This window comes from Levilactobacillus lindianensis, assembly GCF_003946095.1.
Classification (GTDB): Bacteria; Bacillota; Bacilli; order Lactobacillales; family Lactobacillaceae; genus Levilactobacillus; species Levilactobacillus lindianensis.
Map to the genome: position 1 here is coordinate 1 of NZ_RHOD01000009.1, position 20,806 is coordinate 20,806.

22 protein-coding genes are annotated in these 20,806 nt (G+C 49.0%); 5 read left to right on the top strand and 17 right to left on the bottom strand.

Annotation, left to right across the window (positions count from 1 at the left end):
* Positions 1 to 117: 117 nt before the first annotated feature.
* On the bottom strand, positions 118 to 855 hold the full coding sequence (locus EKM70_RS04970) for a YebC/PmpR family DNA-binding transcriptional regulator (RefSeq protein ID WP_125545830.1): 738 nt from the start codon (positions 853 to 855) through the stop codon (positions 118 to 120).
* Between the two features lie 277 nt (positions 856 to 1,132).
* On the opposite strand from EKM70_RS04970, the gene EKM70_RS04975 reads away from it, so the two are divergent.
* Together EKM70_RS04975 and EKM70_RS04980 are read left to right on the top strand one after the other, a co-directional pair.
* The gene (locus EKM70_RS04975) at positions 1,133 to 2,608 is read left to right on the top strand and encodes an ABC transporter substrate-binding protein/permease (RefSeq protein WP_125545832.1); all 1,476 of its coding nucleotides are present in this window, start codon (positions 1,133 to 1,135) and stop codon (positions 2,606 to 2,608) included.
* Positions 2,601 to 3,341, top strand: coding sequence for an amino acid ABC transporter ATP-binding protein (locus EKM70_RS04980; protein ID WP_125545834.1), 741 nt, complete (start codon positions 2,601 to 2,603; stop codon positions 3,339 to 3,341). Before EKM70_RS04975 ends, EKM70_RS04980 begins: the two co-directional genes overlap by 8 nt.
* Before the next feature lie 70 nt (positions 3,342 to 3,411).
* Here EKM70_RS04980 and EKM70_RS04985 read toward each other — a convergent pair whose 3' ends face one another.
* The 3 genes from EKM70_RS04985 to ccpA all read right to left on the bottom strand — a co-directional run bounded on the left by EKM70_RS04985 (position 3,412) and on the right by ccpA (position 9,474).
* Positions 3,412 to 7,128 (bottom strand): leucine-rich repeat protein, encoded by a 3,717-nt coding sequence (locus EKM70_RS04985; protein WP_125545836.1) that lies wholly within the window; start codon positions 7,126 to 7,128, stop codon positions 3,412 to 3,414.
* Between the two features lie 370 nt (positions 7,129 to 7,498).
* Positions 7,499 to 8,329 carry a hypothetical protein gene (locus EKM70_RS04990; RefSeq protein ID WP_125545837.1) on the bottom strand — a complete coding sequence of 277 codons (831 nt, stop codon included), beginning with the start codon at positions 8,327 to 8,329 and terminating at the stop codon, positions 7,499 to 7,501.
* A gap of 143 nt (positions 8,330 to 8,472) precedes the next feature.
* Positions 8,473 to 9,474 (bottom strand): catabolite control protein A, encoded by a 1,002-nt coding sequence (gene ccpA, locus EKM70_RS04995; RefSeq protein ID WP_125545839.1) that lies wholly within the window; start codon positions 9,472 to 9,474, stop codon positions 8,473 to 8,475.
* 218 nt (positions 9,475 to 9,692) lie between these two features.
* On the opposite strand from ccpA, the gene EKM70_RS05000 reads away from it, so the two are divergent.
* Positions 9,693 to 10,790: an aminopeptidase P family protein gene (locus tag EKM70_RS05000; protein WP_125545841.1), complete on the top strand. Its 1,098-nt coding sequence runs from the start codon at positions 9,693 to 9,695 to the stop codon at positions 10,788 to 10,790.
* Between the two features lie 72 nt (positions 10,791 to 10,862).
* On the opposite strand, the gene EKM70_RS05005 is transcribed toward EKM70_RS05000, so the two are convergent.
* A complete protein-coding gene (locus EKM70_RS05005; protein ID WP_125545843.1) occupies positions 10,863 to 11,252 on the bottom strand; it encodes a hypothetical protein in 390 nt (129 codons plus the stop codon).
* Between the two features lie 23 nt (positions 11,253 to 11,275).
* Positions 11,276 to 11,680, bottom strand: coding sequence for a DUF948 domain-containing protein (locus EKM70_RS05010; RefSeq protein ID WP_125545844.1), 405 nt, complete (start codon positions 11,678 to 11,680; stop codon positions 11,276 to 11,278).
* 173 nt (positions 11,681 to 11,853) lie between these two features.
* Between EKM70_RS05010 and EKM70_RS05015 the strand changes: the two genes are divergently transcribed.
* Positions 11,854 to 12,720, top strand: coding sequence for a mechanosensitive ion channel family protein (locus EKM70_RS05015; protein ID WP_125545846.1), 867 nt, complete (start codon positions 11,854 to 11,856; stop codon positions 12,718 to 12,720).
* A 52-nt stretch (positions 12,721 to 12,772) separates the two neighbouring features.
* On the opposite strand, the gene cbpB is transcribed toward EKM70_RS05015, so the two are convergent.
* Genes cbpB through murI form a run of 4 tightly spaced genes read right to left on the bottom strand, consistent with a single transcriptional unit; the run spans position 12,773 to position 15,251 of the window.
* Complete coding sequence (gene cbpB / locus EKM70_RS05020) at positions 12,773 to 13,276, bottom strand: cyclic-di-AMP-binding protein CbpB (RefSeq protein ID WP_125545848.1); 504 nt, start codon at positions 13,274 to 13,276, stop codon at positions 12,773 to 12,775.
* Between the two features lie 18 nt (positions 13,277 to 13,294).
* Complete coding sequence (locus tag EKM70_RS05025) at positions 13,295 to 13,819, bottom strand: YfcE family phosphodiesterase (RefSeq protein ID WP_125545850.1); 525 nt, start codon at positions 13,817 to 13,819, stop codon at positions 13,295 to 13,297.
* 2 nt (positions 13,820 to 13,821) lie between these two features.
* Positions 13,822 to 14,421, bottom strand: coding sequence for an XTP/dITP diphosphatase (locus EKM70_RS05030; RefSeq protein WP_057878045.1), 600 nt, complete (start codon positions 14,419 to 14,421; stop codon positions 13,822 to 13,824).
* Entirely contained in the window at positions 14,418 to 15,251 is an 834-nt protein-coding gene (murI, locus tag EKM70_RS05035) for a glutamate racemase (protein ID WP_125545852.1), read from the bottom strand. Before murI ends, EKM70_RS05030 begins: the two co-directional genes overlap by 4 nt.
* A 189-nt stretch (positions 15,252 to 15,440) precedes the next feature.
* Here murI and EKM70_RS05040 point away from each other — a divergent pair, with 189 nt between their 5' ends.
* Complete coding sequence (locus EKM70_RS05040; RefSeq protein ID WP_125545854.1) at positions 15,441 to 15,956, top strand: YslB family protein; 516 nt, start codon at positions 15,441 to 15,443, stop codon at positions 15,954 to 15,956.
* A 56-nt stretch (positions 15,957 to 16,012) separates the two neighbouring features.
* On the opposite strand, the gene trxA is transcribed toward EKM70_RS05040, so the two are convergent.
* The 7 genes from trxA to EKM70_RS05075 form a co-directional block, all read right to left on the bottom strand.
* Positions 16,013 to 16,327, bottom strand: a complete 315-nt coding sequence (trxA, locus tag EKM70_RS05045; RefSeq protein ID WP_057878048.1) for a thioredoxin — start codon at positions 16,325 to 16,327, stop codon at positions 16,013 to 16,015.
* A 119-nt stretch (positions 16,328 to 16,446) separates the two neighbouring features.
* The gene (locus EKM70_RS05050; RefSeq protein WP_125545856.1) at positions 16,447 to 18,810 is read right to left on the bottom strand and encodes an endonuclease MutS2; all 2,364 of its coding nucleotides are present in this window, start codon (positions 18,808 to 18,810) and stop codon (positions 16,447 to 16,449) included.
* Between the two features lie 31 nt (positions 18,811 to 18,841).
* Positions 18,842 to 19,369, bottom strand: a complete 528-nt coding sequence (locus tag EKM70_RS05055; protein WP_125545858.1) for a CvpA family protein — start codon at positions 19,367 to 19,369, stop codon at positions 18,842 to 18,844.
* 1 nt (position 19,370) lies between these two features.
* Positions 19,371 to 19,628, bottom strand: a complete 258-nt coding sequence (locus tag EKM70_RS05060) for a cell division protein ZapA (protein WP_125545860.1) — start codon at positions 19,626 to 19,628, stop codon at positions 19,371 to 19,373.
* Positions 19,629 to 19,771: 143 nt separating this feature from the next.
* Entirely contained in the window at positions 19,772 to 20,083 is a 312-nt protein-coding gene (locus EKM70_RS05065) for a DUF1292 domain-containing protein (protein ID WP_125545862.1), read from the bottom strand.
* Positions 20,084 to 20,091: 8 nt separating this feature from the next.
* Positions 20,092 to 20,529, bottom strand: a complete 438-nt coding sequence (gene ruvX / locus EKM70_RS05070) for a Holliday junction resolvase RuvX (protein ID WP_125545863.1) — start codon at positions 20,527 to 20,529, stop codon at positions 20,092 to 20,094.
* Positions 20,526 to 20,798 (bottom strand): IreB family regulatory phosphoprotein, encoded by a 273-nt coding sequence (locus tag EKM70_RS05075; protein WP_024746979.1) that lies wholly within the window; start codon positions 20,796 to 20,798, stop codon positions 20,526 to 20,528. Before EKM70_RS05075 ends, ruvX begins: the two co-directional genes overlap by 4 nt.
* Positions 20,799 to 20,806 lie beyond the last annotated feature (8 nt).

The following is a 20,806-nucleotide window of genomic DNA, read 5'->3' on the forward strand; positions in this document are numbered from 1 at the left end:
AATACAAAAACAGAACTAGAAGCCGCTTAGCTTCTAGTTCTGTAAAACTATCTATCAACAGGATTTGACAGAGAGCCAAAAAAAGAGAATTCCATTTGGAATTCTCTCAAAAGCTTTCTATTCGACCCCTTCAGGTAAAACAGCAGCTTCATAAACGTCTGAGACGTCATCATTATCGTTAAGTTCATCAATGAGGCCTTGGTATTGGGTAACCTTAGCTTCTGGAACCTCAGTCGTCGTCTGTGGGAACATCCGAACTTCTGAAGTATCCAGCTTGTAGCCCTTAGCTTGTAATGCGTCACGAACAGCAATTTCACTAGAAGCATCCGTGAAAATCTTAAACTCGTCGTCCGTGGTTTGTAAGTCATCTGCCCCGGCATCGAGTGCATCCATCAACATCGTATCTTCATCCGTGTCCAGACCATCACGCAGGATTACAATGTAACCCTTCCGGTCAAACATGTATGAAACGGAACCTGACGCACCAAGTGAGCCACCATGGTGGGTGAAGGCAGAACGTACAGCGGCAGCCGTACGGTTCTTGTTATCCGTCAAAGCAGCAACCATGATCGCTGTCCCGGCTGGACCGTAGCCTTCGTAGGTAATTTCTTCGAACTTAGCGCCACCAAGACCAGAAGCTTTATCTAACGCCCGCTTGATGTTTTCTTTAGGCATGTTAGCTGCCCGCGCCTTGTCCATTTCCAAACGAAGTTGAGGGTTACCGTCGGGATCAGGACCACCTGCTTTTGCAGCTTGGTACAAATCACGTGAGATTTTTTGGAAGATTTTTCCACGCTTTGCATCCTGAGCATTTTTCCGGCCCTGGATGTTATGCCATTTAGAATGTCCTGACATCGTAACTCCTCTTTTCTAAAATTTTATAGATATCCGTATAAAACAGACACTGTTTATATTAGCACTTACACCCCCACCATTCAATTGCTTAGACTGGAAAAACCGCTATTCATCAAAAATGTATATTTTTTAGTGGACTTCGCCGTCTAAAAGGGATTACTCCAATGTTTAACTGAATAATTGCTGTATAAAAACAAATTTATCAAAATAAAACTTGTATAAATAAACGAACTACTCTATACTCTAAAACATCATCAAAACAGAGGAGCAAACACATATGAAGAAAAAATGGGTTCTATTTTTAGCCCTGGTCATCGCTCTCTTCACAGGAGCCATGATGACAGGGACCACAGCGCAAGCTGCTAGCGACGATTCACTCGCCCAAGTTCAAAAGAAAGGGACGCTGGTCATGGGGACTTCCCCGGACTATCCACCTTATGAATTTCAAGCAACCGTCCACGGCAAAACGAAAGTTGTCGGCATGGACGTTGCCGTTGGGGAAAAGATTGCCAAAGACCTCGGCGTCAAACTAGAGGTCAAGTCAATGTCCTTTGATTCCCTGTTAGTTGCCCTTCAGACCGGTAAAGTCGACATGGTTATCTCAGGGATGAATCCTACCCCGGCCAGAAAAAAGAACGTCGACTTCACCCACACCTACTATCAAGGTGGGTACAGCATCGTCATCAACAAGGCCGACAAGGGAATCTATAAGAACAAAGATTCCTTTAAAGGAAAAACCATCGGAGCCCAAACCGGTTCTACGATGTATAACGAATCCAAGAAGCAAACGACTGACACAACCGTTAAAGGGATGACCTCCGTTTCTGACCTTATCCTGGGTCTTCAAAGTCACAAGCTTCAAGGGGTCGCCATGGAAAAGCCTTCTGCCGAAGCCTACGTTTCCAATAATAAGGAACTGGCTTCAATTCCTAGTGACTTCGACCTGAGTGCCTCCGACACCAGTGCCTCCGCTGCATTCAAGAAGGGATCCACTTCTCTGGTCAACGCCGCCAACAAATCCGTCGACCAGATTAAGAATCAAAACCTCGTCAACAAGGATTACCTCCCGGCAGCTGGGAAGTACTTAAAGACCAACACCGTTAACACCAGCATGTTGCACTACTGGAAGGCCTTCCTTAAAGGGGTCGAATACACCCTGATCATCACGGTCTGCTCCGTCTTCTTTGGTTTCATCCTCGGGGTACTCTTAGCCCTGGCACGGATGGCCCAGGGTGGCCCACTGATGACCGGTCTGCGGTGGTTAGCTACGGCTTACGTCGAATTCATTCGGGGAACACCAATGATGGTTCAAGTGATGTTTGTCTACTTTGGTCTCGGCTTAGTCGTTAACCTACCCGCCCTGATGTCTGGGATTATTGCCATCTCCTTGAACTCTGGGGCTTACGTGGCCGAATACATCCGTGGTGGGATTAACTCCGTGGACAAGGGTCAAACCGAAGCCGCTCGGAGCCTGGGAATGTCTCGTGGTTACACCATGCGCTACGTGGTTCTCCCACAAGCCTTAAAGAACATCTGGCCATCATTGGGCAACGAATTTATTACCTTAATCAAGGACAGTTCAATCGTCTCCATCATCGGGGTCTCCGAACTGATCTTCCAAAGCAACATCGTTCGGTCCGACACTTACCGTGGGGTTGCCCCTATCGCAGTCATCATGGTTCTCTACTTCATCTTGACCTTTACCGCCTCACGGATCTTGAACTTCTTTGAAAGGAGAATGCAACATGACTAAACCAATTATCGAGGTTAAGAGCCTCGCCAAAAATTTCGGCGACAACGTCGTCTTAAAGGATATTACGGAACAGGTTGATCCTGGCCAAGTCATCGTCGTTATCGGGCCTTCCGGTGGTGGGAAGAGTACCTTCTTACGGTGTCTCAACCTCCTCGAAACGCCCACGAGTGGCGAGGTCGACTTCAACGGTGAAAACCTCACCACCCTCGACCCTAAGCGAGTTAACGAACTGCGTGAACAGATGGGGATGGTTTTTCAAAACTTCAACCTCTTCCCCAACATGACCGTTCTCGAAAACATTAAGCTTGCCCCCATGAAAGTTAAGGCTGTCGATGACGCTGCCGCCACCAAACGGGCGCACGAATTGCTTAAACAAGTTAACTTGGACGACCATGCGGACGCCTTTCCTAGTAGCCTATCTGGTGGTCAAGCCCAACGGGTGGCCATCGCCCGAGCCCTCGCCATGGACCCCAAGGTAATGCTCTTTGACGAACCAACGTCAGCCTTGGACCCCGAAATGGTCGGCGAAGTTCTCAACGTTATGAAGGAACTCGCCAATCAAGGAATGACGATGGTCGTGGTAACCCATGAAATGGGTTTTGCCAAGTCAGTGGCCGACCGGGTCTGGTTCATGGCCGACGGCTTCATTCAAGAAAACAACACCCCTGAATCCTTCTTCAGCGATCCTCAAACAGAACGGGCCCAGGACTTCTTATCCAAGATCCTCATGTAATCCTTAACACTAAGCGCAAGCAAAAACACCAACTCGCAATTGCGAGTTGGTGTTTTTAGCGACTCATTAATTAATGACGACGTTGTTTCCGAATACCGAAGACGCCCAAGCTCCCTAGCAGAACACCAATGGCAGCCCACCAAGGGGATTGTTGCCCATTGGTCTGTGGTAACGTAGCTTCTTTAGACGACGTTGTTGACTTCGTCGAAGCGGTCTTCAGGATCGTTTCATGTGGCATGGCCGCTTGACCACTGATGATTGGTGTCTTGTCCGTCAAATCAGGGGCAGGAACACCACCATCACTAATGACTTCGTGTTCGTTATTTGGCCCTGGATTTGGCTTAGGGTCAACCGGGTCAACGGGATCAACCGGGTCGGTCGGATCGGTTGGGTCCGTAGGATCTGTCGGATCAACTGGATCGGTTGGATCGACGCCCCCGTCACCGGCACCACCGGTCGATGGGGCGACAACCGTTAAGGTCACAGTCGTCGTTTGCAACCCATCTGCACCCAAATAGTTCAGCGTCACCGTGTAAGTGCCTGGTGTATCGAGCTTGGCATCCCCAAGATCGAGGGTAACCTTACCTGCATCAATGGCTTCAGCGTTGCTATCGGTCCCCTGTGGCTTGAAATCGGCTGCAGTTGGTGCAGCATCACCGGCTGTCATCGTGTAGTTACTTCCAGTCAGGGTTGGTATTGCTTTGTTGATTGTCAATACGCTATTGGTACTCAGTGACACACTGTAGTTAGGATTAGTACTCGACGATAAACTGTAAGCATAGGTTCCAACCTTTTCACCATCGACTCGGTCTACTGTGATGCCGTAATCAGCTGGGTTAACAGCCTGTCCGTCGACAGTTACCGTTGGCGTTGGGTCAGCTTGACCAATCGTCTTTTGACCAGTGACCGTCGCGACAATAACTGCCGGATCAATCGTCAACGTGGCCGAATTTTGATCAGTGTCCGGTGTCCACACATACGAAGCAGCATCTGGACTCTGGGATAAGACCCGGTCGAGAGCTTCTGGACTGACCGTTACGACATAGTTGCCAGCATCGGCGGTTTGACCATTAACCGGCGTTAACACAAGATCCCCATCCTTCAAATCATAGAAGAAACCATCGGTTAGATGAATTTGATAATTTGAAGCGTCCGGAGTTGGTGTTGTGCCATTATACGTGGCGGTTTGTGAACCGGTAATCCAGTATGATCCTTGCCGTTGACTAACCTTTACCAGGGCTGTTTCACTATCGTTGCCGTAGGTATATATCACCTTGTGGGTTCCAACACTCAGATCATTGATCACATCATCAGGCTTAATAGGTTGGCCATCCAATGTGATAGCCAGGTCATCCAGCGATAACTTTGTATCTTCAATATTGAACAAGTTGTCCGCTGGTGTCCAACTCTGACCATACCAAATGGCTGTATTCACAACTTGGATATTGGGATCATTCAAAACAACCTGATAAGTTCCGTTATAAATGTTCTGGCCAGTAGCATCGGTTAAAGCCCAAGCAAATGTAAACTGGGTGACGCCTTTAGCTACCTGGAAGGTATCGGTAGCTTGATCGAAGGTCACTTGATTTCCAGAATCCGCACCATTGACTTCAATGTCGGAAACCTTTAGGTCTGTATTGTTTAAGGACCCCACAGACGTCGCAAAAAGGTCGTTCAGGGAGACATGGGCGGTATCCGTAAAGATAGCCGCATACTGTGTTGAAGCAATGTCAGGCGTCTCCTGGTTCGTTGTCAGCTGTGTAATCCGGTTATAGCTGAAAGCCTGGTCCCCAATTGCCGTATCTGGGCCAACGCTGACACCGGTCAATTGGTTACTGAAGAAGGCCTGATTGCCCAAGGTTGTAATACTATTAGGCAGAACGATGTTACCCGTCAATTCATTGTAAATAAAGGCCCCTTCGCCAATCGTAGTCAAGCTAGGATTGAACGTAATCTCTGAGATATGGTCCCCTGCAAAGGCTTGATTCCCAATAGTTGTTAAGTTTGTTGGTAAGCTCAGGTTACCGGTTAACCCGGTGTATTCAAAGGCCCCATTACCAATATCGGTTAAGGCATTAGCGTCAGTCATGTCGACACTCGTTAAGTTGCCATCATAGGTAAAGGCAAAATCACCGATCTTCTGCAATCCCACTGGTAATTTAATCGACGTCAAGGCCGTATTATCCAGAAACGCTGAAGCTCCAATCGTTTGTAAACTATCCGGTAAAGTCACCGAGCTCAACCAAGTGTTGTACACGAAGGCCCCTTCACCGATTGAAATCAATTGACTACCCGGCGCAAAGTTAACCGTCGTCAACCCACCAACGGTATTACCAGATGAGTCTTTTTTGGTATCAGCCGCAAAGGCATAATTCCCAATTGTCTGCAAACTGGCCGGCAAGGCGAGTGTGGTCAGATTACCATCGTATTCAAAGGCTTCGTTACCAATACTGGTCAAACTAGTCGCCGCATCAAAGTTCAACGTTGACAGTGCGCTATCGGAACTAAAGGCCCCGTCACCAATACTGGTCAGACCTCCCATAAAGGTTGCACTGCCTAAACTAGTGTCACTGGCAAAACTACTATCGCCGATTGTTTGCAGGTTCGTTAAGTCACCCCAGTTAACTGTGGCTAAGTTTGAATTGTAACGGAAGGCGCCGTCACCAATCGTTTGGATGCTGGTTGGTAAAACCAGATTTGAAATTTGTGCACTGGTAAACGCATCCTTACCAATTGAAGTTAATACAGTGTTTTGGCCGAAATCTAGCGATTCAATTGGATTGTAAATAAATGCTGAATCTTCAATTGTCGTGACCGTATTCGGTAAGGTCAATGACGTCAGTTTATCACTGGCAAACGCACTCCCACCAATCGTTGTGAGCGTCGTATTACCACTAAGATCTAAAGTTCTTAAATTTGAAAGAAAGGCAAAGGCACCACTGCCAATAGTCGTCACGCCATCCCCAATGACCACCCCTGTAATCCCAATCGATAAGTTGTTGGGATCATCCGCATTATAGGAAACAAAGGCGTTATCTGCAATACTGGTAACCTTGTAGACATCCCCATCATCGGGATTAATCATGGTCGTTGGGATCGTTAAAATCCCATTGACGGCTTTAGTCAATCCCGTAATGGTGGCTTCTTTAGTGGTCGCATCGAAAGTGGCTTTGAAGTAACTCGCATCCGTCACATCTGAAGACACCTTCGCCACTTTGGCGCTGTATAGGCTTGCGGCCATCGGAGCAGCAAACAACGAAGGCGTTACATCAAGACTCGTGGTCTCAACGGTTGACGTCGCATCAGACAACGAAGCACCATTCGTAGCGTCCTGCAAGGCTGCGGCCTTTGCTGCCGCTTCTTGAGCAGCGGCTTCTGAGGCGGCTTTGGCTGCTGCTTCTTCAGCTGCCGTACTTGAAGCGGCGGCTTCTTTAGCCGCGGCCAAACTTGCAGCAGCGGAGCTTGCGGCGGCGCTTGAAGCTGCTGCACTGGAGGCTGCGACACTAGAGGCTGTTGCACTTGACGCAGCGGCTTCTTTAACCGCGGCCTCGCTTAAAACCTCCGCATCAGAACTCGCCTCGGTTGCTAACACAACTTTATCAGCCCCACTTGCCGGCTGTTCACTGGCCGCAGTGGTCGTATCAGCGGCATCCCCTGAATCCGCGTGCGCTACTGTACTCTGATCTTGAGCCATTGCAGTGCCTAGTCCCACTGCAACAACAGTAATCGCGGCAAAGACCCAGTGTTTGCCATTCTTGTACATCTTGTAATGCTGTTTAGCTTGCATCGTCGCTTGCTCCTCTCACAATGACCGGGCTAGTCACCCCAGTTGCTGTACCGAAATATTCCGAACAGCGGTTCCGTACTCTTAGTTTTATTTTAGTCACTAATTTATCTAGCGCAACTAATTCTTGTTTGTGGTAACAAGTTAGTCTTAAAACATTACCAAATAGCCAACGAATGAGGACTAATCCTATTTCACACAATAAACCGATTATTCTCATATTCTATACCGAAACCTGACTCGCGGTCAATCAATAACTAAAAAAAAAGTTAATCATCACAACGATGTTACCCCCGAATAATTAAAATAGGGGGTAACCCATTTTGATAACTAACTATTTTTGCCTTCATATTAGAAGTCACTCATTTGTTGTTTAAGACTTACGGAAGGTTCGATGCCCCAGCAACACCAGGAGTCCCAACACGATCTCAGCAGCACCAACGAAGATAATGACCCCCAAACCACTGTGGCCGACCGTGGTCGCAGCGGTTCTGACGGCTGAGGCCATACCAGCCAGAACAACGGGGAGTCCAAAGTAACCGACAGCGCCCAAAATAATCGTCAACAGTCCCCCGACTGCTAACCCGGGCCCTAGGCTCCCAAAGACGTGATGCACGCTAAAAGCATAAACCGTTGTCACAATCAACAGCATGGCCACGGCTACAATTACCCAAAGGTCAAGCTGGCGGGCCCGCCGAATCTTGGTACCGGCAGCCATCATGGTATCGGTCTGAACAGCCTGCTTCACGGTCTTTTGTGCCTGTTTTGCTAATGACGTTTGCAAAGAATCGCTGGCGGTCACGCCCATGGCTTGCGCCTGGGCCGCAATGGCAGCTTTTAGGTCGGTGTCATCAACGGTAGCGCCTGATTCACCATAAATCTCCGCAATCCCCTGTTCTAGGTAAGGTTGAACCAACCCTGATGTGACAGGATTCCCACTGATCCCCAGACTCAGGAGATCGTTGTTCAAATCATTAACGACCTTCTGTCCGGTACTATCGCGTGAGATAACGCCAGCGGTATAGTTGGCATTGAACACGGTAAAACGTAGCCCAACCGTGATTGTTAGGAGCATGATGAGCACGGCTACCCAGCGGGCCAAGGCAGGCCGACGCTGATAGCCATTCTGATTGGGACTTGCTTGAGGCTGCGGGTTCTCCGCTTCCTCCGAGTGATAGCGGGCCATTCGACTATTTGCACTCATGAGCATCCCCTCCATTCTTAATTTTAATTGTTACCCATTGTAGCACACTCTACCTTTGCCACTCATTAAACCACTGTCAAACATCTGGCAACTCGTCGTGGATCAAAAATACCGCCGTTCCAACTGGCCCGACGGTATCTCATCTATTTCGTTGAGCTCCGCTTCATCAAGCCATAAGGTAGGATGACCGTATTCTCATCAACGTTTTCGTTATTCATCAACTTCGTCAACAGACGCATGGCAACGGCCCCAATATCATAGAGGGGCTGGGTGATCGAACTCATCTTAGGCCGAACCAATTCCGTCAGCTTCGTGTCATTACTGGTAATGACTTCGAAATCTTCTGGAACGGAGACGCCCGCATCGGTGAGCCCGTTCATCACACCCGCAGCTAATTCATCGTCGCCGACAAAGGCTGCCGTAGCACCAGCCGCGGCCAAAGCAGGTTCGAGTGATTGACCAGCCTTGTAGGTGTAATCTGTTTCAAAGACCAGCTTGTCATCGTAAGAGATGCCAGCGTCCTTCAAAGCCTTCTTGTAACCCTTCAACCGATAGTCGTGGTTGATCGTTTGGTCCATGGAGCCGGAAACAAAGGCGATCTTACGGTTGCCGTGATCAATCAGACTCTTAACGGCCTCCGCCACAGCGGCAACGTAGTCAATGTTGACACTGGGTTGCGTCTTCTGAGCATCAACAGAACCCGCTAAGACAACTGGCGCCTTGGAACGACGGAATTCTTCGCGAAGTTCATCGGTCACTTGGTTCCCCATGAAGATGATCCCATCGACTTGTTTAGCCATTAACGTGTTTAGTACCTGAACCTCTTTACCGCCGTTTTCGTCGGAATTGGTCAGGATGATATTATATTTGTACATCATGGCCACGTCATCAATACCTCTAGCTAATGAAGAGAAGTAGATATTTGTGACATCGGGGATGATAACCCCCACCGTTGTGGTCTTCTTACTTGCTAATCCTCGGGCAACAGCATTTGGCCGGTAATCCAGGCGGTCAATAACTTCGAGCACCTTCTTACGAGTTGCGGGTTTGACGTTGGGATTCCCATTGACCACACGGGAAACAGTAGCCATCGACACGGATGCTTCCCGGGCCACGTCATAGATCGTTACAGTTTGTTTTTCCATTGTGATAGCCCTTTCTTTCCTGTTTTGATTTGTTTTCATTCGTTTTCAAGCAACTTGACTAGTATACAGAAACTCCGAGGTCGACGCAAGATTGAAAACGCTTTCACATCAAAGAATACCTTATTTTCATGTAATTTTCAAGACAGATCCCTTCAGATTTACTAATTATTAGAATATTTGATGGTATAATTGAACCATTAATTTGAAAGGGTGATTTCATGACGAAACTCGAACAGATTCAGCAGTGGACAGCGGAACACCATGCTAGTATGACCTATTTAAGCAATCCCAAAACCATCCAGTACCTCACGGGATTTGGGAGCGACCCCATTGAACGGGTCTTAGCCTTGGTCATCTTCCCTGACCAAGATCCCTTCATCTTCGCCCCCGCCCTGGAGGTCGAAGTCATCAAGGCTACCGGATGGGCTTACCCCGTCATCGGTTACCTTGACCACGAAAATCCTTGGGCAATGATCGGTGACCAAGTCAAAGCCCGCCACGTCAACCCTACCCAAATCGTTTTGGAAAAGGGCCAGTTGCCGGTTGCCAGAATGGAAGCCCTAGCGGCACAATTCAGCAACCCCCACTTTGATTTAGATCTGACCAGCTTCATCGATCACATGCGTTTGATCAAGTCCGAAGATGAAATCAAGAAACTTGAAATTGCCGGTAAATGGGATGATTTCGCCTTCGAACACGGATTCGCTGCCGTAAAGGCTGGCAAGACGGAACAATCTGCAGTTGCTGAATTACAATACGCGTTGATGAAGGAAGGCATCATGGAGATGTCTTTCGGGAGTCTGGTTCAGGCCGGTGCTCACGCTGCAGAACCCCATGGTGCCACTAACGCCACGAAGTTCCAAAATAACGAACTCGTCCTCTTTGACTTAGGGACGGTTTACGATGGCTACATCTCCGATGCTTCTCGGACGGTGGCCCTCGGCACGCCTTCCGCTAAGGAAAAGGAAATCTACGATGTGTGTCTTGATGCCCAACTGACAGCGCAAGCCGCTGTTAAACCCGGCATGACCGCCGCTGAGCTCGACAAGATTGCTCGTGACATCATCACCAAGGCCGGCTACGGCGAATACTTCATTCACCGTCTCGGCCATGGTATGGGGATGAGCGACCACGAATTTCCATCCATCATGGCTGGAAACGACCTAGTTCTCGAACCCGGCATGTGCTTCTCCATCGAACCGGGCATCTACATCCCCGGTGTCGCTGGTGTCCGGATTGAAGACTGTGTTCACGTCACTGAAGACGGGAGCCTCCCCTTCACACACACTTCAAAAGACTTAACTTACGTCGGCTAAACCAAATTAGCCTAGGCATGACAAAGCCCCGACTTCGCAATCTGCGATGCCGGGGCTTCTTTTTGGCTTTATTTATTCAGCATCAGAGTCAGTTGCATCCGTTTCCGGATTCTCGTCTGATTCGTCGTCGCTACTGTCTGCCTCAGCATCGTCGGGAGTTAAGTCAGGAACCTCATCACTACTCAAAACGATATCGTCCGCCGGATCATCATCGGCGGTTGCGGCTGCTTGCCAGGCTGGCGCATCATCCTTTGCCTCCAAGCGGTCGTTTAAGGCCTCCTTGAAGTCGTCTGCGGCGTCCGCAGCATAAAAGGCATAATCGACTGCCCGATCCTTGAGAGCATTGTACCGGTCACGTGCGGCACCCTTCAGGGCCTCACGTTGTTCCAAGTCAAGCGCATGGTAGGCTGCATAAGCGGCTCCACCTAAAACTAACCCTGCTAATAACTTGTGTTTTGACATTCTAATGACTCCCTTTCTGTATCTTAATCCTTAGATTTATGATTTCTGTAGAGATCAAATGCCGTCTTACCCATCCGGGCAGCCAGTGATGTCTTGGCGGTCGTCTTGGCTGTGTCACTCACGCGCTCCGTCAGGTTACGGGTGGCCGTATTCAGATCTGACACACTCTCACCTAAGTCAGCAGCGGCCTGAAAGACTGGATCAATCGTGGCGACCTTCTGGTTGACGTCCTCTAACAATTCATTCGCGTTGGCCATAATATTTTCAGCTTGATGACTGATGACGTCAATGTCTGACGTCATGGTCTTCACTGATTTATTAACCTCACCCAACGTTTTATTCATCTTTACTAAGAACATGCCAATGAAGAGGACCAGAATCAAAAACGCAATCGCTGCGATTAGGCCCGCTACTTGTCCACCGGTCATGACAACCCCTCCTTGTACTCAGTTACTTACCAATAGAATAGCATTCTCACCAGTCCGGTGCAATTAAAACCCCGAATTATCCCGGCTTTTCTCCGCGGATACTGGTCTTATTAGGAAAATCTGCTAAACTAAAAACAGCGTTTTAAAATCTGAATCTAAGGGAGGCACGTTCCTTGACGGCCTTAATAGCCACGATAGCCCCGACTTCCAAGGGACTACAACATTATCTGAATACCTTTAACTGGGAGGACCTCTGGCACTTGATTACCAGTCGCTTCCTCACCCTACTCTTCCTAACCGTGCTCTTCTTCTTTGTGAACTTGGTTGGCAAGGCCATTCTTAAACGGAGCTTTAAACGTTACCTAAACCCTAAGCAAACCGCGAACAATCGACTGCAAACCATCAGCATGCTGTCCATGAATATCTTCCACTATACGATCTTGTTCTTCTGGCTATACGCCATGCTCTCCACCCTGGGCGTTCCGGTTGGCACACTAATCGCTGGTGCCGGAATCTTCAGTTTGGCTTTAGGCCTCGGTGCACAGGGCTTCGTGAGCGATCTGGTCACTGGGGTTTCGATTCTTCTGGAACAGCAAATTGACGTCGGCGAAACCGTCAAAATTGGAACTATCGAGGGTGTCGTCACAGCAATCGGCTTGCGAACAACTCAGGTAACCAGTGCCGATGGAACCATTAACTTCATTCCCAATCGAAACATCACCATCGTTTCTAACCGCTCGCGAAACAACATGCGAGCCACGGTAAATATTCCTATCGCACCAACGACGCCCGTCGAACAGCTGCGACCCATCATCGAACAAGTCGATCAAGAACTCTTACCAAAGCATCCTGGCGTCATTGGAACGCCTCTGCCAACTGGGGTGGTTACCTTGCCCACCGGAGAACTGGTTTACCAGGTCAGCCTCGTCTGCGAGAGTGGCACCCAATTCTCGTTACAGGCTATCTTCCTCACGGCTTATCTCAAGGCTATTCGTCAAGCCGGCATCAAATTGCCAGCACATACGCCGACCCAAGTCTAACAACATAAGATCAAATCAAGCCAGGACATCGCCGTCCTGGCTTGATTTGATCTTAAGCGTGGCTCGAGCTGTGTAGCGACGCTTCCGTCGTCAACTTGGGGGTCACATCGTAATTGACATGTAGATTATGTGCCAAATAATTAATTCGTTTTAATAGTTCTCGTCTGGTGATGATCCCTTGAAAAACTTGATCCTCATCGACCAACGGAATAAAGGGATCGTCTACTAAATAGTTCAAGATCGTTTCTAATTTTTTCGGATCATTGACCCAATGGCCAACCGGTGACATGACATCCGCCACCTTGTAGTGGCTCAGCTGATCAACCGCGGCTCCGGGAACCTGTAAGAGCTTGTCGGTAATCGCCGCTAGAGAGATCATCCCTTGCAAGTGATCGTCCGCAGCCAACACTGGAATCCGGTTATACCCCACCTTGGAAAGCACCATTAGTGCGTGTTCCAGGGTGTTACTAGCCGTGACATTGGCAACCACGTCGGCGGGAATGACATAGCTTCTGGTATCTTTCAAAAGCATCTGCTCTACAGCAGTATCAATCATGAGCTAGAATCATCCTTTCTACGCGTTTGCGTGGTCGAAGGTAAATTTGAGATCAGCAATTGGCTGGGCATGCCGATCGACGTATTGGACCACCGTCTGGGTCGCCGTCACCGTGACTAAGGCTGCGGTACCGCCTAAATAGCGGTATTCGCCTCGTGGCTGGCTAATACTACCAGGATTAACGAACAACCGGCCATCAACTTGTTCGGCAGCTAGTCGGTGCGTGTGACCGTAAAAGATAATGTTGGCCTGCGCCGCTTGGGCTCGTAAATCCAACTGGGTCAGATCATAGTTCACGGCGTCATGATGCCCGTGAGTGAGTAAGACCTGGCGACCCGAAACTTTAGGCGTCAAGACCAGCGGAAATTTAGCATCGAAATCCATGTTTCCACCCACCGCATAGGCATCCTTAAACCAAGGATCACTGGCTGGCATCTCGGAATCCCCACAGTGAAAGATCACGTCGGGCTTCAGTTGGTCTCGCAGTGTCGACAAAATGGCTGTATCTCCGTGATTATCACTGACAACTAACCATCGACTCATTGCTAGGCCTCCCACCATTCGTCAAATTTCGGTAACATCGCAGCGGTTGCTTTAGCACGATGGCTGTGTTGGTTTTTCTTCGCCAATCCCATCTCGGCAAATGTCTGGCCTTCGCTCGGCACGTAGAATAAGGGATCATAACCGAAACCATCGTGGCCCCGTGGCGCCGTCAAGATCACGCCACGAACCTCACCCGTAGCGACCAACTTTTTACCATCAGGCTTAATCAGCACCAGTGAGGTATGGAAGGCCGCCGTTCGCTTCTCAGCTGGGACGCCTGCTAGGTTTGCCAGTAATTTGGCGTTGTTCTTGGCATCGTCATGGTCGCCAGCATACCGGGCGGAATAAATGCCTGGTTCACCATTTAAGGCATCCACCATCAAACCGGAATCATCGGCTAAGACGGGTAACTGGGTCTCTTGGGCCACTGAGGTGGCTTTTAATTCAGCATTCTCCGTAAAGGTCTTGCCAGTCTCATTGACCTGCTTCAGATCTGGGAAGTCGGCCAACGTTTTAACCGTCAATCCCTTAGGCTCGAAGATGGCTCGAAATTCCTGGGCCTTGCCCGGATTATTCGTCGCAACTACAATCGTGTTTGTCATTTGTCGTTAACCTCCAAGGTTGTGGTAAGTTCGCTGAGCGGTAAGTGAATAGCTTGAACCGGTGTCTGGTCCAACCAATGATCGGCCAAGTTGTTAAAGTCTGTTGCATTTCCAGTAGTGTAGTAAATGGCTGATGACCCGGTCTTCGGATTAGCCAGGTTCCAGTAATCTAGGAGCGACGTGGCCATATTGGCCGTTGCAGTTCCTGGATCAACCAAGGTGACCCGGTCTCCCATGACGTCTTGGATGAGCGGTCGCAACAGTGGAAAATGTGTGCAGCCCATAACCAAGGTGTCAATGTCTTGGTCCAGTAACGGCGCTAAATCAGTGGCTACCACTTGCTTGGCATGGTCTGAGGTCAAATCATTAGCTTCTACTAACGTCACCAAGTCCTGACAGGCTACTGAAATCACCGTGTTTCGGTTATCTTTAGCCAAAATTGTTTGGCGGTATTGATCGCTCTTCACCGTTCCAGTGGTAGCAATCACCCCGATTCGATGGTTACGGGTCACTTGCGTTGCCGTCCGCGCCCCCGGGGCAATCACACCAACAACGGGAATATCCAGTTCCTTTTGCATGGTGGTTAAAGCCGCTGCAGTAGCGGTATTACAGGCAATCACCAGCATCTTAATGTGCGCTTCTCGCTGCAGAAAACGGGCAATCTGGCGAGTAAATGTGGTGACCTCTGTGACCGTTCTTGGGCCGTAAGGTAAACGCGCCTGATCCCCCAAAAACACCGTGTCTTCGGTGGGCAACAAGCGCTGTACTTCTTTAAGTACCGTTAAGCCGCCGACTCCTGAATCCATTAACCCAATTGGACTATTTTGCATGAATCAACGCTCCTTTGTCATTGCTTGAATCTATATTATCGCCTTTTTCTGAACCGGTTTCAAGCAACACCCCCACTAAAACTCAGATCCGGGGGATAAAAAAGCCTTAAATTTAGTTGCGGTCCAGCGTTCCCATTATTTTAAGGTATAATGAAATTAGAATCTAAACGGAAAAAGGAGTCAACCCTCGTGAAAAACCTCTACGAAACTGTCATGGGAGATGCCGCTGGTGCGTCCTGTCTCCCCCAATTTATTCTCCGCGACGCCTTGTTGCCAGAGCTCCTCGGCGATGATCAAGGTGCCATCGGCTACTGGGCTGGCAAATCATTGGCCCGAAAGTTCCCCGTTGGTAATCCCAGTGATGCCGCCATCTTCTTCGCCCAGGCGGGTTTTGGTACCCTAACCTTAGAAAAGCAGACGGCCCAGATGACGCGTTGGCAACTCGCTGGCAAGCCGGTTCAACTACGGCTCAAGATGGGCGCCGAAGCTGATTTCACCCTTGAGGCCGGTTTCCTTGCCGAAATGATGTCCCAACAACTTGGCGTGGTTACAGAAGCCGAATTGACCGAAACCCCGCGGAAGCTGCGAACGCAAGCCGTGATCTTCGACGTCTACACCGATCCGGATGATCTCATCCCTGACTTTGATGCACCGAAGCCTCTCGACTTGGTTACACCACCAGCCACCGACGACGCAAAAGACTAATTGAAATCAATCCAAAAGAAAAGCCATCACCAGGAAAACTGGTGATGGTTTTTTGATTAAGCTTCGAGATATTGATCTAAAATCTTCTTTAATTGGTCTTTGGAGTGGTAACCCACGATTGAGTCGACCACTTTACCATCCTTTTTAACCAATAAGGTTGGAATACTCATGATACCAAAGGATTGCGGTGTGTTGGGATTGGCATCAACGTCCATCTTGTTAAAGGTGACGTTATCCATTTCCTCAGCCAATTGTTCAACGACTGGTGATTGCATCCGACAAGGACCACACCAAGTTGCCCAAAAGTCTGTCAGCGTCACGCCGGTTGCCGTATCATTTTCGAAGGTTTTATCTGTTGTTTCTGTAACCATCGTATTGCCTCCCTTTTTTCGTCATGGCGGTCAAACTCAACCGCTGGTCTTAACTTCAAGTTCCAGTCTAACAGACTGAGTTAAAATCACAACTAAGTTGCTTACAACTAATTAGTGGCTTACTTGAACCGGACCACAGTGGATCCATCCCCACCAGCATTTGCCGGCGAAAAGCCAAAACTCTTAATCCGATTGTTACGTTTCAAGTACTCGGTGACTCCTTTACGCAAGGCCCCAGTACCCTTACCGTGAATAATCGTGACAGAGGGATAACCTGCCAACAGAGCCGAATCAATGTAACGGTCAACCTCAGCCATGGCTTCTTCATAACGATGCCCCCGCAGGTCGAGCGTTGGTGACATGCCATTAGAACCCGTTCGGCGAACCGTAGCTCGCGGCTGCTTGGCACTCTTGGCCGGGTCCTTGGCCTTTTCCATATCACGCGTCGCAATCTTCATCTTTAAGATACCCAATTGGACTTCCCAATTGCTGTCATCAAGTTGTTCCACGAGGACCCCGACTTGACCGTAAGACTTAACCAGCACGCTGTCTCCCTTGTGGAAGTCCAGCTTAGCCTTCTCCCGCCGCAACACCCGGTTTTTCTTAAGCTTGGTGTCCTGCTGGAGGGCGTTCAACGCCCCCTGTGCGGCAATCAATTCATCTTCCTTGACGACACTCTGACCGGCAGCCAGCTGCTTCTTACGAAGGTCCGCAATGATTTGATTGGCCCGCTTACGAGATTCATCAACCAAGCGATTGGCTTCTCGTTTGGCATCGGCCATAAGGTGATCTTTCTGTTGTTGATACTGTTCAAACTGTTGTTGTAATTGATCGTGTAACTCGTCGGCTTCCTTCAACTCTTGACTGAGTTGCGTTGCATCGGCGTCCACCCGTCGTTTCTGTTCAGTCAGATCACTAATCATGGCATTTAAGTCCTGACTATCCTGATCCGTCAAGCCCCGGGCCGCAGAAACAATCTGTTCCGGCATGCCCAATCGAGCCGCAATATCTAAAGCATTACTCCGTCCAGGAATACCAATTAACAGGTGGTAAGTCGGTTGAAGCGTGTTACCATCAAATTCCATGCTGGCATTGATCGTTTCTGGCCGATTATACCCATAGGCTTTCAACTCTGGATAGTGGGTTGAAGCCATTACATAGCTCCCAAGCGTCCCAATCTCATCGAGAATAGCAATCGCCAGTGCTGCCCCTTCTTGGGGATCGGTCCCGGCACCCAATTCATCCACAACAATCAGGCTTCGATCGTTGGCATGCTTCAGAATGGCCACGATATTTTCCATGTGACCAGAGAAGGTACTCAAACTCTGTTCGATGGATTGTTCATCCCCAATGTCAGCGAAGATGTCATCGAAGACCCCGATGACACTATTTTCGTTGGCTGGAATGAAGAGTCCTGATTGCCCCATCAACTGAACTAAAGCCAGTGTTTTTAAGGTAATCGTTTTCCCACCGGTGTTGGGTCCCGTTACGATGATGGCCTTGTAGTCCTTACCAATCGCAATGTCGTTGGCCACAACCTTGTGGGGATCGATCAAGGGATGCCGCGCTTGCCGCAGGTCGACTTGATTATCCAGAGAAAGCTTGGGTTCCGTGGCCTTCATGTGATGCGCATATTTAGCCTTGGCATTGATAAAGTCGAAGTGACCCAGAATTTCCGAGTTCCGGAGAATTTCATCCTGATAAGGATCCAGCAGGGCCGTTAATTCAGCAAGAATTCGCTGTTCTTCATGCCGTTCATCAATCTGATTCTGCCGTAACCGGTTGTTCAGACCCACGACGGCCTGGGGTTCAATGAACAGCGTCTGACCACTAGCACTCTGGTCATGAACGATGCCCCCGAAACGTTGCTTGTATTCTGCCCGTACCGGAATCACGTACCGATCATCACGAATCGTGACGATGGTTTCACTGAGGTACTTGGCATCCTTCCCTCGTGTATATTGATCCATGGTGCTCCGGATGGCTGCCTCGGTTTGCGTGATGTGCTGGCGAATCTGACGAAGAGCTGGTGAGGCCTCATCCGTGATATGGCCATCCCCTTCCAGAGACGTCCGAAGTCGCCGCGTCACCTCTGGCAACGTGACAAGTTCTTTAACCACCCGATCCAAACGCTGTAAGTCGACTTCCTTTTCAGCTAAGTCTCGGAAGAACTTCACCACCGACCCGGTAGTCCACAGCACACGACTGATCTGAGCCAATTCCAGACCGTTCAACGCCGCATCCATCGCTAAGCGATGCAAGTGAGGCCGAATATCATCAAGCTTAGGTAGCGGGATTCCGTTCTCCAAACGATAGATATCCGCGCCATCCTTAGATTCAGACAGCCAGATCTGTAACGTTTTGGCATCCGCCGTTGGCTGAAGCTGACTCAATTCATGTTGACCGGCAGCCGAGACTAAGTAGCCTTGCAAGCCTTGCTTAATCCGGTCGTATTCCATAATTTTTAAGGTTTTTTGATTCATAAGACGTTCCTTTCTCACGAACAGTCAGGCATTATGCCGCGAGCCACCAGTGCACAAGGCGTTCTGACAACAGTGGGGTCTCTTTAACGATCCACTGGGCCACGGGCGAAGCCTGATAACTATTCTGAAATGTCGTCATTGGTAATAGAATGAGTAGATTTAAAACTAAAAAGATCACCACATAACGTACTAAGAGGTTGATTAAACCGCCTCCCAATCCGTTCACCTGGTGGATAACCGGAAGCTTAGTAGCCCGGTTAACCGTCTCGATGATGCGATGAACAATGAAGAAACCCACCGTCAAGATGGCCGAGAAAGCCAGTCCGTTGAGGAAAAATGAACTGCTCTGGCTCGCGGTTGCCACACTCGCCGAACTATCCAACGAGAGATTTCTCACGAATTGGCCGATTCCGGTGGCCAACGGCCGTGACAAAAGCCGGGCCGCAATCCAGACGACGAAGTACCCGATGGTATTGAGAATCTGCCGCAAGAGTCCTCTGCGGTAGCCTCGTCGAAACCCCAGGATCAGTAGGCTGATAATAATCAGACTCAATATCACCCTAATTCCCCGTTTCCGTGGAATCCGTGGGCTTGTCAGGCTGTTCGTCAGCCATCTTAAGTTGATCCGAGATCGCATTGAAGGCCATCAAAATGGCGGCATCTTCCTTGCTCATCTTGGGTGAAAGAGTCTTCAGTTGTTCGAACTGTTGGTTCAAAACTGTCGTGACGGCACGCATGTGCTCGTCAGTCGCTTGGCCCACAATCGTATAGGTTTTCCCGGCAATCATGGCCTTGAACCGGTGTGTCTGTTCCGTCATATCGATATTCCCCCTGTTTTGCATAACGCTTTATTTTACCATTGATCCGGGGAACGTTGCACGCCTTTCACCCGCTAATAGGTCGTCGTTTCGTCCCAAATAAAAAAGAGCGGAGATCTCCGCCCTTTTTTGGATCTTAATGACTAGTTTTTCTTACCAGCGTCAGGATTGATTTCCCCGTCGGAAAGGAAAGTGTTCAATACGGATTCAATCATATCCCATTCTTCATCGGATTCGATTAATTGTAAATCTCCACCGGTTGGGTTAGCTGGATCGTTTTCAGGTGGTAAGACATAGGCTTGGATGTCGACTTCTTCATCCTCGCTCTTACCAGACGGGTAAATCAAAATATATGACTTACCGAAGTCATCGGATTCAAAGGTAAACAGGACATCGTATAACTCTTCGTTACCATTTTCGTCAACTAACGTGATTTGTTCTTGGTCTTCGTTCATGCGAAACCTCACTTTTCTCGAGTTAATTTTCCATGCCGATCTAAATAGTTCTGCAGGATTAACCCGGCTGCTAATTTATCAATTACTTTTTTTCGTTTACGGCGAGACGTATCCGCTTGTTCCACTAACATACGCTCCGCTTCAACGGTTGTCAATCGTTCATCCTCGAAGTCAACTGGCAGGTGGAAACGCTCAGTCAACATATCACCATAACGCTTGGATGCCTCGGCCCGAGGCCCTAAAGAATTGTTCATGTTCTTGGGCAGGCCGACCACAAAACCGCCGACATCATGCTCCTGAACCAATTCGGCCACGCGGTCGATCCCAAAGATCTCCTCGTCCTCGTTAATCCGAATGATTTCAATTCCCTGGGCCGTCCAGCCTAAGGCATCGCTAATCGCAATGCCGACCGTTCGTGATCCCACATCTAATCCCATTAACTTCATGATGGCTTCACCGGTCCATTCTGATTCAAATAGAACCGGACTAATTCTTCGATGATTTCATCGCGTTCATGCTTACGAATGAGATTCCGCGCATCATTGATACGTGGAATGTACGCAGGATCGCCTGATAGTAGGTACCCGACAATCTGATTAATGGGATTATATCCCTTTTCCTCAAGTGCCTGGTACACCGTTACCAGGGTATCGTGCACGTCCTTCGGCTGGTTGGCGCCAAAATCAAAATACATCGTTTTGTCTAATGAACTCACTATGAAAC

What these genes read in the sequence shown, in the direction of transcription:
- EKM70_RS04970 (WP_125545830.1), bottom strand. Translation starts at nt 855, where the DNA reads ATGTCAGGACATTCTAAATGGCATAACATCCAGGGCCGGAAAAATGCT.
- EKM70_RS04975 (WP_125545832.1), top strand. Translation starts at nt 1,133, where the DNA reads ATGAAGAAAAAATGGGTTCTATTTTTAGCCCTGGTCATCGCTCTCTTC.
- EKM70_RS04980 (WP_125545834.1), top strand. Translation starts at nt 2,601, where the DNA reads ATGACTAAACCAATTATCGAGGTTAAGAGCCTCGCCAAAAATTTCGGC.
- EKM70_RS04985 (WP_125545836.1), bottom strand. Translation starts at nt 7,128, where the DNA reads ATGCAAGCTAAACAGCATTACAAGATGTACAAGAATGGCAAACACTGG.
- EKM70_RS04990 (WP_125545837.1), bottom strand. Translation starts at nt 8,329, where the DNA reads ATGAGTGCAAATAGTCGAATGGCCCGCTATCACTCGGAGGAAGCGGAG.
- ccpA (WP_125545839.1), bottom strand. Translation starts at nt 9,474, where the DNA reads ATGGAAAAACAAACTGTAACGATCTATGACGTGGCCCGGGAAGCATCC.
- EKM70_RS05000 (WP_125545841.1), top strand. Translation starts at nt 9,693, where the DNA reads ATGACGAAACTCGAACAGATTCAGCAGTGGACAGCGGAACACCATGCT.
- EKM70_RS05005 (WP_125545843.1), bottom strand. Translation starts at nt 11,252, where the DNA reads ATGTCAAAACACAAGTTATTAGCAGGGTTAGTTTTAGGTGGAGCCGCT.
- EKM70_RS05010 (WP_125545844.1), bottom strand. Translation starts at nt 11,680, where the DNA reads ATGACCGGTGGACAAGTAGCGGGCCTAATCGCAGCGATTGCGTTTTTG.
- cbpB (WP_125545848.1), bottom strand. Translation starts at nt 13,276, where the DNA reads ATGATTGATACTGCTGTAGAGCAGATGCTTTTGAAAGATACCAGAAGC.
- EKM70_RS05025 (WP_125545850.1), bottom strand. Translation starts at nt 13,819, where the DNA reads ATGAGTCGATGGTTAGTTGTCAGTGATAATCACGGAGATACAGCCATT.
- EKM70_RS05030 (WP_057878045.1), bottom strand. Translation starts at nt 14,421, where the DNA reads ATGACAAACACGATTGTAGTTGCGACGAATAATCCGGGCAAGGCCCAG.
- murI (WP_125545852.1), bottom strand. Translation starts at nt 15,251, where the DNA reads ATGCAAAATAGTCCAATTGGGTTAATGGATTCAGGAGTCGGCGGCTTA.
- trxA (WP_057878048.1), bottom strand. Translation starts at nt 16,327, where the DNA reads ATGGTTACAGAAACAACAGATAAAACCTTCGAAAATGATACGGCAACC.
- EKM70_RS05050 (WP_125545856.1), bottom strand. Translation starts at nt 18,810, where the DNA reads ATGAATCAAAAAACCTTAAAAATTATGGAATACGACCGGATTAAGCAA.
- EKM70_RS05060 (WP_125545860.1), bottom strand. Translation starts at nt 19,628, where the DNA reads ATGACGGAACAGACACACCGGTTCAAGGCCATGATTGCCGGGAAAACC.
- EKM70_RS05065 (WP_125545862.1), bottom strand. Translation starts at nt 20,083, where the DNA reads ATGAACGAAGACCAAGAACAAATCACGTTAGTTGACGAAAATGGTAAC.
- ruvX (WP_125545863.1), bottom strand. Translation starts at nt 20,529, where the DNA reads ATGAAGTTAATGGGATTAGATGTGGGATCACGAACGGTCGGCATTGCG.